The 12,584-nt window shown below is 65.7% G+C and carries 14 protein-coding genes; 6 read left to right on the top strand and 8 right to left on the bottom strand.

Annotation, left to right across the window (positions count from 1 at the left end; genetic code table 11):
• Positions 1 to 86: 86 nt before the first annotated feature.
• The 4 genes from fabG to I6F38_RS03590 all read right to left on the bottom strand — a co-directional run bounded on the left by fabG (position 87) and on the right by I6F38_RS03590 (position 3,780).
• Positions 87 to 824: a 3-oxoacyl-[acyl-carrier-protein] reductase gene (gene fabG, locus I6F38_RS03575; RefSeq protein WP_076831958.1), complete on the bottom strand. Its 738-nt coding sequence runs from the start codon at positions 822 to 824 to the stop codon at positions 87 to 89.
• A 21-nt stretch (positions 825 to 845) separates the two neighbouring features.
• Entirely contained in the window at positions 846 to 1,799 is a 954-nt protein-coding gene (fabD, locus tag I6F38_RS03580) for an ACP S-malonyltransferase (protein WP_225159083.1), read from the bottom strand.
• 242 nt (positions 1,800 to 2,041) lie between these two features.
• Positions 2,042 to 3,067 (bottom strand): fatty acid desaturase family protein, encoded by a 1,026-nt coding sequence (locus I6F38_RS03585; RefSeq protein WP_092088248.1) that lies wholly within the window; start codon positions 3,065 to 3,067, stop codon positions 2,042 to 2,044.
• Positions 3,064 to 3,780 carry a TetR/AcrR family transcriptional regulator C-terminal domain-containing protein gene (locus I6F38_RS03590; RefSeq protein ID WP_225159084.1) on the bottom strand — a complete coding sequence of 239 codons (717 nt, stop codon included), beginning with the start codon at positions 3,778 to 3,780 and terminating at the stop codon, positions 3,064 to 3,066. The genes I6F38_RS03585 and I6F38_RS03590 overlap by 4 nt, the downstream gene beginning before the upstream one ends.
• Before the next feature lie 338 nt (positions 3,781 to 4,118).
• Here I6F38_RS03590 and rpsF point away from each other — a divergent pair, with 338 nt between their 5' ends.
• From rpsF to rplI, 4 genes are all read left to right on the top strand, one after another.
• Complete coding sequence (gene rpsF, locus I6F38_RS03595; protein WP_026192679.1) at positions 4,119 to 4,586, top strand: 30S ribosomal protein S6; 468 nt, start codon at positions 4,119 to 4,121, stop codon at positions 4,584 to 4,586.
• A gap of 6 nt (positions 4,587 to 4,592) precedes the next feature.
• Entirely contained in the window at positions 4,593 to 4,832 is a 240-nt protein-coding gene (gene rpsR, locus I6F38_RS03600) for a 30S ribosomal protein S18 (protein WP_016844287.1), read from the top strand.
• 126 nt (positions 4,833 to 4,958) lie between these two features.
• Positions 4,959 to 5,927 carry a hypothetical protein gene (locus tag I6F38_RS03605; protein ID WP_225159085.1) on the top strand — a complete coding sequence of 323 codons (969 nt, stop codon included), beginning with the start codon at positions 4,959 to 4,961 and terminating at the stop codon, positions 5,925 to 5,927.
• 51 nt (positions 5,928 to 5,978) lie between these two features.
• Positions 5,979 to 6,581 (top strand): 50S ribosomal protein L9, encoded by a 603-nt coding sequence (gene rplI, locus I6F38_RS03610; RefSeq protein WP_016844289.1) that lies wholly within the window; start codon positions 5,979 to 5,981, stop codon positions 6,579 to 6,581.
• 48 nt (positions 6,582 to 6,629) lie between these two features.
• On the opposite strand, the gene I6F38_RS03615 is transcribed toward rplI, so the two are convergent.
• The 3 genes from I6F38_RS03615 to I6F38_RS03625 all read right to left on the bottom strand — a co-directional run bounded on the left by I6F38_RS03615 (position 6,630) and on the right by I6F38_RS03625 (position 8,754).
• Positions 6,630 to 7,091, bottom strand: coding sequence for a PaaI family thioesterase (locus I6F38_RS03615; protein WP_028344793.1), 462 nt, complete (start codon positions 7,089 to 7,091; stop codon positions 6,630 to 6,632).
• Entirely contained in the window at positions 7,088 to 7,693 is a 606-nt protein-coding gene (locus I6F38_RS03620; protein WP_225159086.1) for a TetR/AcrR family transcriptional regulator, read from the bottom strand. The genes I6F38_RS03615 and I6F38_RS03620 overlap by 4 nt, the downstream gene beginning before the upstream one ends.
• An 89-nt stretch (positions 7,694 to 7,782) precedes the next feature.
• Positions 7,783 to 8,754: a hypothetical protein gene (locus I6F38_RS03625; RefSeq protein ID WP_225159087.1), complete on the bottom strand. Its 972-nt coding sequence runs from the start codon at positions 8,752 to 8,754 to the stop codon at positions 7,783 to 7,785.
• 258 nt (positions 8,755 to 9,012) lie between these two features.
• On the opposite strand from I6F38_RS03625, the gene I6F38_RS03630 reads away from it, so the two are divergent.
• Positions 9,013 to 10,266, top strand: coding sequence for a cyclopropane-fatty-acyl-phospholipid synthase family protein (locus I6F38_RS03630; RefSeq protein ID WP_225159088.1), 1,254 nt, complete (start codon positions 9,013 to 9,015; stop codon positions 10,264 to 10,266).
• A 20-nt stretch (positions 10,267 to 10,286) separates the two neighbouring features.
• On the opposite strand, the gene I6F38_RS03635 is transcribed toward I6F38_RS03630, so the two are convergent.
• On the bottom strand, positions 10,287 to 10,457 hold the full coding sequence (locus tag I6F38_RS03635) for a hypothetical protein (RefSeq protein ID WP_194295401.1): 171 nt from the start codon (positions 10,455 to 10,457) through the stop codon (positions 10,287 to 10,289).
• 599 nt (positions 10,458 to 11,056) lie between these two features.
• Here I6F38_RS03635 and I6F38_RS03640 point away from each other — a divergent pair.
• On the top strand, positions 11,057 to 12,559 hold the full coding sequence (locus I6F38_RS03640) for a replicative DNA helicase (RefSeq protein WP_057019871.1): 1,503 nt from the start codon (positions 11,057 to 11,059) through the stop codon (positions 12,557 to 12,559).
• Positions 12,560 to 12,584 lie beyond the last annotated feature (25 nt).

A 12,584-nucleotide genomic window follows, 5' to 3' on the forward strand; every position in this document is an offset into this window, starting at 1 on the left:
CTACCATACTTCCAAAGCCTTGACTACACGCCTGAACCGGCTCCCGAAAACGGCTTTTCGCCGCATTGCGAGAGCCGGCCAGTAGCTCAAATCATAGCCATCCCGCCGTTGACGTGGATCGTCTGTCCGGTGACGTAGGCGGCCTCGTTCGAGGCCAGATAGACCGCCGCGGCGGCGATGTCCTCGGGCGTTCCGAGCCGCGCCGCAGGAACCTTCGCCAGGATGGATTCGCGCTGCTTGTCGTTGAGCGCATCGGTCATCGGCGTCTTGATGAAACCCGGCGCGATGCAATTGGCGGTCACGCCGCGCTTGGCGTATTCGGCGCCCAGCGTCTTGATCAGGCCGATGATGCCGGCCTTCGACGCGGTGTAGTTGCCCTGCCCCGGATTGCCGGTGACGCCGACGATCGAGGTGATCGCGATGATGCGGCCGAAGCGCTTGCGCATCATCAGCTTGGTCGCGGCGCGCGCCAGGCGGAACGTCGCGGTCAGGTTGACCGCGATCACGTCGTCCCAATCCTCGTCGCGCAGCTGCACGAACAGGTTGTCGCGGGTGATGCCGGCGTTGGCGATCAGGATGTCGACCTGTCCCATCGCAGCTTCCGCTGCCGGCACCAGCGCCTCGACGTCATCCTTGCTGGAGAGATTGCACGGCAGGACATGCACGCGCTCGCCGAGCTTGGCCGCGAAGCCGTCCAGCACCTCGCGCCGCGTCCCCGAGATCGCTACCGTCGCGCCCTGCGCATGCAGCGCCTGTGCGATCGCGCCGCCGATGCCGCCGGTTGCGCCCGTGACGAGCGCCGTCTTGCCAGTCAGATCAAACATCGAATTCTCCTTCCGGCTGCTTCAAGCCGAAGCTGCGAGCGCGTCCTTGGCCGCAGCGATATCGTTCGGACCGCCGACGGACACGCCGACCGCGCCGTCGGCAATGCGCTTGACGAGGCCGCTCAGCACCTTGCCGGCGCCGATCTCGAAGAACCGCGTCACGCCCTGCCCTGCCATATAGGCAACCGACTCGCGCCAGCGCACGGTGCCCGTGACCTGCTCGATCAGGCGGCGGCGGATCTCGTCGGGATCGGTGATGGCGGAGGCCAGCACGTTGGATACGAGCGGCGCCGCGGGCGCCTTGATGGTCACGCCGGACAGCGCCTCTGCCATCGCATCGGCCGCCGGCTGCATCAGTTTGCAATGGAACGGCGCCGACACCGGCAGCAGCATGGCGCGCTTGGCGCCCTTGGTTTTGGCAATTTCGACCGCGCGATCGACGGCGGCCTTGTCACCGGAGACCACCACCTGGCCGCCGCCATTGTCGTTGGCGGCCTGGCAGACTTGTCCCTGCGCCGCCTCGTTGGCGACCGCCACGGCGGTTTCGTAGTCGAGACCGAGCAGTGCGGCCATCGCGCCGACGCCGACCGGCACCGCCTTCTGCATCGCGAGCCCGCGGGTGCGGAGCAGCCGCGCGGTGTCGCTGACGGAGAGGCTTCCGGCGGCGGCCAGCGCCGAATACTCGCCGAGCGAGTGCCCGGCAACAAAGGCCGCGTTGCGGCCGACCGAAAAGCCGGCTTCGCTCTCGAGCACGCGCAATGTGGCGATCGACACCGCCATCAGGGCGGGCTGGGCATTTTCGGTGAGTTGCAATGTCTCGCCGGGACCATCCCAGATGATCGCGGTCAGCTTCTCGCCCAGCGCGGAATCGACCTCGTCGAACACCGCCTTGGCCGCCGGAAAGGCGTCGGCCAGGGCCTTGCCCATGCCAACCGCCTGCGAGCCCTGCCCGGGAAACGTAAATGCTGCCGTCATCGGCGATCCCTACCTTGTTGAGCGTGATCTCCGCGCAGGCGCTTTAGGCCTGCCGCAGGGGAAAACGGTATCCGCGTCGCGCAAAACGCGCCACAGCGGGTCCGGGCCAGTCCCTTGCAACCCAACAGGCCTTGGCAACCAAACCCTGCAACGGGCCCCGGACCGGGCCGTAAGACACTGACGGAGGCGGTGCTGTCAAGCCGCGCCGGAGGAACCCTGGGGATGCCGGTCCCGGCTCCGGGCTAGAACCCACCGGCATTCTGGTCGGCGTTAACCTCGGCGCCGGCCCTCGCCCGGCGTGCGCTGTTGACCAGCTGGCCCGGGCGATCCTCGCTGGCGGGCCTGGCGGTCGCCAGCCGCAGCACGGCGCCATAGCCCGGCTGCACTTCCATCCGGCCGGCATAGCGGCTTTCGCTCAAGATGCGGTGGACGCGCGGCAGGTTGTAGCAGGGCACGTAGAACAGCAAATGATGCTCCAGGTGATAGTTCACGTAGTACGGCGCGATGAAGAGGCGCTCGAGGACGTTGGCCCGCGTGGTGCGGGTGTTGCGCAGGGGATCGGAGCTGTCAGGCACGACGGCGTGTTCGGCAATGTTGCGGATGCGCGTGATCACCATCATCCAGGTCAGCAGCGGCACCAGCCACAACAGCGGATAGGCCCACCACACGCCGGCGGCCGCGAGGCCCGCGAACAGCAGCGCGTTGGTGACGCATTGCGGCCCGAGCTTCTGCCAGAAGTTGGCGGCGCGCCGCGACAGCGGCCACTCCTTCGGCCCGATCGCATTGAGCAATTGCGCCTTGCGCTGCTGGTAGCCGGTCTGCCCCGTGATGTCGCGGAAGAACTTTCGGCGGTAGCTCAGCTTCGTGATCGGAAACGGCGCCGACAGCACGAGATCGGGATCATCCTCCTGCTGCGTCCGCGCATGATGCTGCAGATGATAGCGGCGATAGCCGCGGGTCTCCGCGAAGATCGGATAGGCGCAGAACCACTGGCTCAGCGTCAGATTGGTCCTCTCGTCCGCCGACAGACAGCCGTGCGCCCCGTCATGCATCAGGATCGCGAGCCCGAGCTGGCGCGAGCCGATGATCGCAACGGCGAGCAGATAGGTCAGCGGATTGGGCCACCACGCGACCAGCGCGATTGCGCCCAGGATCAGCGCCCAGGCGTGCACGATCAGGGCTGCGCCCTTCCACGTCGTGCGCTCGCGCACCGCGACCAGTTCGTCCTCGGTCAGGAAATCGCGGGCTCGCATGCGAAGCGCGGTCATGTGCTTGTCTCCCCGTCCGTTGAGGATGAAGTGCTGGGATCGCCGACCAGGCGCAGCCGCGTCCCGTCATTGGCCGACGTCGAAGTTGATGTCGCCTGCTCGCCGAGCGCGCGCAGCAATTCGCGGCACATCTCGTCGGAGCCGCGGCCCATGGCGAAACCTTCGACAATCACGCCGATCGCGATCGCCCAGAACCGCCGCGAGCTCTCCTCGGGCGCGCGCAGCGACCGCCAGCCATGGCGCTCGACCTGGCCCGCATAGGCGCGCGCGCCTTCGCTGTGCAGGCGTTCGATGGTGCGCTCGACGAGGGGCGCGAGGTCCTGCCGGCGCCGCGTGAGGGTCAAGGCCTCCGCGAAAAAGGCGACCGTGTCGGTCGCGGTCACGGTCTCGGCCAAAGCGTGGGTGTAGTCACGCGGGGTGTGGGCATTCAGGGCGGCCTGCTCGGTCGCGCGCGCGAGATAGAGCATGTCGCGGCTGGCGGCTTCGACGAACAGCGCCTCCTTGGTGCGGAAGTAATAGGTGATCTGGCTCGGAAAGGCGTCGGCGGCCGCGGCGATATCGGAGATCGAGGTGCCCGAGAGCCCGCGCTCCTTGAACAGGCGGCTGGCGGCATCGAGCAGCAACGAGCGCATCTTGCGCCCCGCCGACCGCGTCGCGCGGACCGCGTGCTTCGGATCGGGCGCAGACATGCCGCTGGCGGTCTCCGAACCCATATCTCGTCCTCCCAAAGATGTTTGTATGATATACAAACAAAGAAATCAACGGGAAATCGCCCGAGGTTGCGTCAAACGGCCTGGAGGGCTACGACGCCTCGCACATCCGGGGGCCGAGAACCCTTGCTTTCGCGGCCAAAATCCGTATAAGCGCGCCATTCGTGGGCTCCGGCCGGGAGCTGAACGGACGGTCTCAGCAAATTCACCCGTTGATTTTGATGTGGCAGGGCCAGTCGGCCCGTCGTCCCGTGCTCCCGCCTTCTGAGCAGCTCGAGTCCTTTCCGAAGGTCTCGAAGGGCTTGTCGCCGGAAACCGCGCCAACACAGGAAAGGACAACCATGCCTCTTTACGAGCATGTTTTTCTCGCGCGTCAGGATGCGAGCACCCAGCAGGTGGATGAACTGACGGCCCAGATGACGGGGATCGTCGAACAGGGCGGCGGCAAGGTCACCAAGACCGAGAGCTGGGGCGTGCGCTCCCTCACCTACCGCATGAACAAGAACCGCAAGGCGCATTTCGTGCTGATGAACATCGACGCACCGTCGGCTGTCGTCACCGAGATCGAGCGTCAGGAGCGGATCAACGAAGACGTCATCCGCTATCTCACCGTGCGCGTCGAAGAGCACGAGGAAGGCCCGTCCGCGATGATGCGCAAGGCCGACCGTGACCGCGAGCGCGATGACCGTGGTGGTGGCTTCCGTGGCGACCGCGAAGGCGGCTTCCGTGGTGACCGCGATGGTGGCGGTTTCCGTGGCGACCGTGGCCCGCGCCGTCCGCGCGAAGAAGAAGCTGCGACCGAGGAGTAATGAATCATGGCTGATGCTGGTGCCCGCCGTCCGTTTTTCCGTCGTCGCAAGTCCTGCCCGTTCACGGGCGCGAATGCGCCGAAGATCGACTACAAGGATTCCAAGCTGCTGATGCGTTACGTCTCCGAGCGCGGCAAGATCGTGCCGAGCCGCATCACGGCCGTGTCCGCCAAGAAGCAGCGTGAGCTCGCCCGCGCCATCAAGCGTGCGCGCTTCCTCGGCTTGCTGCCTTACGTGATCAGGTAATCGTTTCCGGCCGGCGGCATACGTCGCCGGCCGCTCATTCTCATAAGGCTTCCGGGTCGTCCGGTCGCCGATGGTTGGGGTTCTCGAAGCAGGACCCCTAACCGCTCAAAGGGGGCGGGACAGCTGATGATCGGGATACTCATTGTTGCACTTGCCGCCGGCGCCGCGTCGGCGCTGATGTTCGCCTCGATCAGTTCGGGCGCGCTGATCTCGATATTGCTGTTCTATCTCGCATCGCTGCCGATCATGGTGGCGGCGCTCGGCTGGGGCCCCCTCGCCGCCGCTATTGGTGGAGTGGGTGCGGCATCCGTGCTCGGCACGCTGTTCGGCCTTCCCTACAGCATCGCGTTTGCCATGATGGTCGCCGTGCCCGGCTGGTGGCTCGGCCACCTCGCCCTGCTCGGACGGCCGATCGCGGGCGCAGCCGGCGACAGCGCCAAGCAGCAGCCGCCTGCGATTGAATGGTACCCCGTCGGCCGCATCCTGCTCTGGATTGCAGCCTTCGCCATCGTTACCACGACCGTCGCGCTGCTCACGCTCGGCACCGATACCGACACGATCACCGGCACGCTGCGGCGCGGCCTGCTCAAGATGCTCAGCGCCGGCGAAGCCCAGCCCAGCGGTGACATCGAACGGCTGGTCGACGCGTTGGTGATCTTCGCGCCGCTCGCGGCGACGGTCATCGCAATGGTGACGCTAACGCTGAACCTTTGGCTCGCCGGCAAGATCACGCAAACCTCCGGGCGACTGAACCGGCCGTGGCCGGACTTCCGCACCACGGCGCTTCCCGCCGTGACGCTGGTCGCGCTGCTGGCGGCGGTCGCCGTCAGCTTCATCGGCGGCATGCTTGCACTGCTGGCGCAGATCGTCACCGCGGCACTCGTAATCGCCTATGCGCTGGTCGGTTTCGCCGTTCTGCACACCTTGACGCTGTCGCTCACCAATCGCGGCTTCTGGCTCGGTGGCATCTATGCGGTCGTCGTCATGTTCGGCTGGCCGATCGTGGCGATGTTCGCGCTCGGCATCGCCGACGCCGTGTTCGGGCTGCGCCAGCGCTATCTGCAGACAAGACCGCCGCCTTTGCCCGCGGCTTGAGATTCGATCCAACCACTTAAACCCGTACTTTGCATCTAAAGGAGAACGAAAATGGAAGTCATTCTGCTCGAACGCGTCGCCAAGCTTGGCCAGATGGGCGAAGTCGTGCGCGTCAAGGACGGGTTCGCCCGCAACTTCTTGCTGAAGCGCGGCAAGGCGCTGCGCGCCACCGAGGCGAACCGCGCCAAGTATGACGGCATGAAAGCCGAGCTCGAGGCCAACAACATCAAGGCCAAGGGCGAAGCCGCCAAGGTCGCCGAGAAGATCGACGGCCGCGACATCGTCATCATCCGCCAGGCCTCCGAATCCGGCCAGCTGTTCGGCTCGGTCACGGTGCGCGACATCGTCGCCGCGCTGGCGACCGACGGCGTGACGGTGTCGCGCCCGCAGGTCTGGCTCGACTCGCCGATCAAGGTGATCGGCGCGCAGAAGGTGACGATCGCCGTCCACCCCGAGGTTGAGACTAGCGTCACCGTGACGGTCGCCCGCTCCGCCGAAGAGGCCGAGCGGATCAAGCGCGGCGAGGACATCTCGACCCGCCAGGAAGACCAGGACGCTGCCGCCGAGGCGCTCGCCGCCGCCGGCGAATTCTTCGATCCGGAAGCCCAGCACGACGAGGAAGCCGCGCCGGCTCCGGCCGCCGAAGAGAAGTAAGCTTCTCTCCATCGTCCAACCGACTAAACGCTACGAAGCCCGGCCCCATCAGGCCGGGCTTTGGATTCGTGCCGCCGCCTTGTCGTCGAGCATGGCGATCGACGCCAATGCGGTCGCGGTGTGCTTCTCCTTGCCGTCGATCACGCAGAACACGTCGGCTGCAACGACGGCGACCTGACGTCCCGGCTTGATCACGCGCGCCCGGCAGATCAGACGATCGCCCGAGGCCGGCGACAGCAGGTTCAGCTTGTACTCCGCCGTCAGCGCCGGCTGGCCGCGCGACGTCGCCGCTGCGATCGTGGTGGCGTTGTCGACCAGAAACGCCGTCACTCCGCCGTGAAACAGGCCATGCTGCTGCAACAGCTCCGGCCGGCGGTCGACCGCGAGCGTGCAGGTGCCGCGCGACAGCTCGGCCACCTCGGCACCGACAAGACCCATGAAGCCCTGCCGGCCGACATTGTCGCGAATTCGCGTCGCAATCGGTGCAAAGTCCGGATCGGTCTCGCTCATGAAGTCTCTCCTGTTCGTTCCGGCGCACCCGGCGCCACCACCGCGCGGACCGCGCAGGCGATCAGCGTCTCGACCTGTTCGCGCGGATCGCCGGTGTGGCGGCCCGATAGCCAGGCGCGGCAGAAGATCTGCGCCGGCCCGATGATCTGGCTGAAGAACAGCACGGCGCTCATCGGCAGCAATTCGCCGCGCGCGAGCAGCGGCGCGCGCCAGCGCTCGATGCCGTCGGTGAGCCGCGAATTCTCGCTGCGCTGCGCGCCGCGCACCTCCTCGCCCCACTCGCTGCGCGAAATCTCGAACAGGAAGCGCGCCTCGCGCCGGTTGCTCACGACCCAATCGAGATGGGCGTGGATCAGCCGCGCAACGCCCTCGCCCGCCCCGCAGCTGGCGTCGACCGAGCTGATGATGGCGCCGTGATAAGCCTGCAGGATTTCCAGGAACAGCGTTCCGGCGAGCGCCTTCTTCGAGGTGAAGAAGTGGAAGAAACTGCCGTTGGACGCGCGGGCGCGGGAGCGGATCTCGGCCACCGTCGCGCCCTCAAATCCGTCGCGGTCGAACACCGCCAGTCCCGCTGCCAGCAGATCTTCGCGCGCCGTGCTCAAGTCGTCCTCCTGACTAGATTAACACTCTAGAGCACCGCTCTAACGATGGTCAAACAAATACGCCGGACCTTGCGGCCCGGCGTTGGCGATTACTTCGAGGTTGGGGCTTCCGGTGGGCCGGAGCCTGGCGTCGTGGGCGGTGGCGGCGGCGGCGCGGTCGCAGTCACCGGCGGCGCGGCTGGCGCCGGAGCGGGAGATGCGGCGGCGGCCGGCTCGGATGCGGCAGGCGCAGCCGCCGCAGGCGCCGGTGTGACCTGAGGAACCGGATCGGATCGCACGGCAGCCGGTTCACCGCCACCATTGCTCTTCGGCGCGTCGACCTTTGCCGTGTCGGGCTCGGCGGCAGGCTTCGCCGGCTTCTCGGCTTCACCCTTGTCATCATGCCTGGTGGAGGTCTTTGGCTCCGTGTTGGGCTCGTCGCTGGTCGCCGCGCCCTTGGGCGCCTCCTCGGACTTCGGCTCCTCGACGGGCTTGCCACGACGGCCGTGCTTCTGACGCGACGCCTTGCCCTCGCCCAAAGCCTGCGGCGTCTGGCCGTCGTCCGGCTTCGCGCCCTCCGGCGCCTCGCTCGGGCGGGCCATCCGCTTGCCGCGATGAGCTGGACGTCCTTCGGGATTCAAACCGTCGCTGTCGGGCTTGGCCCCTTCCTTGGCACCTTCCTGCGGCGCTGCATCCTGGTGCCGTCGGCGGGCTGGACGCTCAGACGGCTGCTCCGGGGACTGGTTGGCCTCCTGCCTGCCTTCCCTACCGCCCTTGGCACCCTTGGGCTGATCCTTGGCCTGGTAGCGCGGGTCGTTGGCGCCGTTCGAAATCAGATAGGACGCGAGCACGCCGGCCATGTCGCTGGACGTCGTATAGTGCTGGCGCAGGAAGCCCGGCAGCGAACCGGCCGGCACCGATTTCAGCAGGCCGCGCGGGCTCTTGTGGCAAGCTGTGCAGGTGCTTGCGAAGATCTGGGAGGGGCTCTTGCCGGCCTCGAGGTTTTGCGCCTGCGCCGATACGGCTGACAGGCAGCCAATCAGAAGCGCCACCGTCGCCAGACTGAGGGCTCGGCTCAACATTCCTTAAGTCTCCAGATTCCGGAAAAATCGCCGCCAGCGCCTGATGGATCGGCCGCGGCGGTCACCTTTTAGCCGATTATCGCGCGAATGGAAGCGCGCCCATGACGCATCCACGCAATTGTCACATTTTGGAATATCGGCTTTGACCACAACGCTATAGCGCGATCTAATTCCCTGCCTATCTTGAGGTTGGGGACACATTGGAGTGATCAACTCCGGTGGTGTCGGTGTGCAGCTTGCCGTTCCGTTGGTGTTTCGATGGACCGATTGTTGCGATACTTCTTGGGGCGCTTCATCCGCCGCGGTTCGATCACGTTCACGACCGCGAGCGGCGCTCAGTTCACCTGCGGTGACGGCACGGGCGTACCGGTTGCTGTGCGCTTCATGACGCGAGGGGCTGAACTCCGCGTCCTGGTCGATCCCGAGCTTTATCTCGGCGAAGCCTTCATGGACGGCACGTTCGTGGTGGAGCAAGGCACCGTCGCCGACGTGTTGGCGGTGCTTATGGGTCAGGCAGCCATGCTGCCGAACTTCGCCAGACTGCAGGCCTGGGTACGCTTCCTGGGGCGCCGCGCCCAGCAGATCAATGTACGCGGCCGATCCAGAAGCAACGTCGCCCGTCATTACGATCTCGACGGCCGCCTCTATTCCCTCTTCCTTGACGCGGACAAGCAATACAGCTGCGCCTATTTCGAGACGCCGGACACGACGCTGGACGATGCCCAGCTCGCCAAGAAGCGTCACCTCGCCGCAAAACTCCTGATCAAGCCCGGGCACCGCATCCTCGACATCGGTTCCGGCTGGGGTGGCCTTGGGCTCTATCTCGCCGAGATGAGCGGCGCCGACGTCACCGGCGTCACGCTGTCGACCGAGCAGCTGCAAATTTCCAACGCCCGGGCGGCGGAGCGGAACCTGGCGCAATCGGCGCGCTTCCTGCTGCAGGACTATCGCGACATCCCCGGGCCGTTCGACCGCATCGTCTCGGTCGGCATGTTCGAGCATGTCGGGGTCGCCTACTATGAAACCTTCTTCGCGCGCTGCGCCGAACTGCTGAGCGACGACGGTGTCATGGTGCTGCATTCGATCGGCCGCTCGACCGGCCCCGACGTCACCAGCCCCTGGATCCGCAAATACATCTTCCCCGGCGGCTACATTCCGGCGCTGTCCGAGGTCATGCCGGCGATCGAGAAGGCCGGATTGCTGATCTGCGACATGGAGATCCTGCGCCTGCACTATGCCGAGACGCTGAAAGCATGGCGCGAGCGCTTCATGGCGCGGCGCGAGGAGGCCGTGCGGCTCTACGACGAGACCTTTGCCCGGATGTGGGAATTCTACCTGGCTGCCTCGGAGATGTCGTTCCGCGTGCAGAATATGATGAACTTCCAGCTCCAGCTCACCAAGCGCCAGGGCATCGTCCCGATAACCCGCGACTATATCGGCGGCGAAGAAGCCCGCCTGCGGCTGAAGGAGGCCGGCGCGGCCAAGCCCCGGCTACAACTGGCCGGCGAATAGGTCTGAAGGAACGGGTGCGGCTAGTTGCGCAGGCTGTAGGCCGACCCGCAATGGCCAAAGGTCGGCGCCGGACGCGCCAGATGGGCTGCGGCGGCCGAAATCAAGCTGGCATCGCAGGGAACATTGCGGACCTCGGGACGCGCCGCCTGCTCCATGGCATCGACAAGCGCCGCCAGCCAGCGACGGTCCATGCCATCTGCCCGGCCAAGCCTTGATCGCGCTGTCTGAAACTCTCGAGCCATCGCCGCCGTATCTTGCCTGAGCGTAGACAACCCGGAATCCGCTGGGTCGTTCCCGCGAACCTGCCGCAAAAAAAGTGCGGCGCATGTGATCTGCTTCACAGAGGTCTGTCCCGGACTGTCGTAGTGGTCCGGAATGACCCGAGAAACACACCGGACGATGTTGGACCCGCAGCGCGATATCGCGACTGACTACGCCCTGATCGCCACTGGCGTGGTGGCCGCCTTGATCGCGCTGGCCTTCCTCATCCTCGTCTGAGAAATCGACGCCAACAGCCGCCTCGCCTCTCCATGGGTCCGCTCGCCTGGCAAAAGGTTCAGGCGGCGCCCAATTTTTGCCAACGACCGTGCTGATCGGCCGGCTCCCGCCCGGTTTCGGACAAAACCCCAGTCAAGCGGAATGCATCCGGCTGTTTCGGATTCACACCTGGCGTTGTGTGAATCGTGCATAAGAAACATCCGTCCTTTCGCTTCGTGCCGGGCTGGCGCTTCATCGCCGCCCCACAGCCGAAAATCTCAGTAACGACGAAATCAGAAGAATAAGCTCGTCCATGGCCTTGATTGATTCGAACGTCCACAAGCTCGCGCCCGACGCCGCATCCCCGGCCTACCGAAGTGCGCCGCACAACATCGAAGCGGAACAGGGCCTGCTGGGCGCGATCCTGGTCAATAACGACGCCTTCTACCGGGTCTCCGATTTCCTGGAGCCGAAGCATTTCTTCGAAACCATCCATCAGCAAATCTATGAAACCGCCGGAAGCCTGATCCGGATGGGCAAGGTCGCGAACCCCGTGACCTTGAAGACGTTCCTGCCGGCCGAACTCGACATCGGCGGCATGACGGTCGGCCAGTACCTCGCCCGGCTTGCCGCCGAAGCGACCACCATCATCAACGCGCAGGACTACGGACGCACCGTTTACGATCTCAGCCTGCGCCGCAACCTGATTCAGATCGGCGAGGACATCGTCAACGTCGCCTACGACGCGCCGGTCGACTTCGCGCCGCGCGCCCAGATCGAGGATGCCGAGCGGCAGCTCTACGGCCTTGCTGAAACCGGCCGCTATGACGGCGGCTTCCAGCGCTTCGCACAGGCACTGACGATCGCCGTCGACATGGCGGCGAAGGCGTTCCAGCGCGACGGCAAGCTGTCGGGCATCTCGACCGGTCTGCGCGACCTCGACGCCAAGATGGGCGGCCTGCAGCCGTCCGACCTCATCATCCTCGCCGGCCGCCCCGGCATGGGCAAGACATCGCTCGCCACCAACATCGCCTACAACATCGCCAAAGCCTATGTGCCCGAAGTCCAGGCGGACGGCACCACCAAGGCAGTCAATGGCGGCTGTGTCGGCTTCTTCTCCTGCGAAATGAGCGGCGAACAGCTCGCCACCCGTATTCTCGCCGAGCGCACCGGCATTCCCTCGAGCTCGATCCGTCGCGGCGGCATCTCCGAGCTCGATTTCGAGAAGATCCGCGACTGTTCGATCGAGCTGCAATCGCTGCCGTTCTACGTCGACGAAACCGGCGGCCTCTCGATCTCGCAGCTCACCGCGCGGGCGCGACGGCTCAAGCGCCAGAAGGGCCTCGACCTGATCGTGATCGACTATATCCAGCTGCTGCAAGGGTCGGGCAAACGCGGCAACGACAACCGCGTGCAGGAAATCACCGAGATCACCACCAACCTGAAGGCACTGGCCAAGGAACTGAACGTTCCGATCATCGCGCTGTCGCAGCTGTCGCGTCAGGTCGAAAACCGCGACGACAAGCGGCCGCAACTGTCCGACCTGCGTGAATCCGGCTCGATCGAGCAGGACGCCGACGTCGTGATCTTCGTCTATCGCGAGGAATACTACCTCGCCAACAAGGAGCCGCGCGCGGGCACGCCGGAATATGAGAAGTGGCAGATGGACATGGATCTTGCCCACGGCAAGGCCGAAGTCATCATCGGCAAGCAGCGCCACGGCCCGACCGGCACGGTCGATCTGCACTTCGAGGCCAGCGTTACGCGCTTCGGCGACCTCGCACCCGACGGTCAGGTTCCGGATCACGGCCACTGAGATCCGGACTCGGTTGAACGACGCA

Origin of the sequence: Bradyrhizobium sp. BRP56 (assembly GCF_020194035.1) — a bacterium.
GTDB lineage: Bacteria > Pseudomonadota > Alphaproteobacteria > Rhizobiales > Xanthobacteraceae > Bradyrhizobium > Bradyrhizobium australafricanum.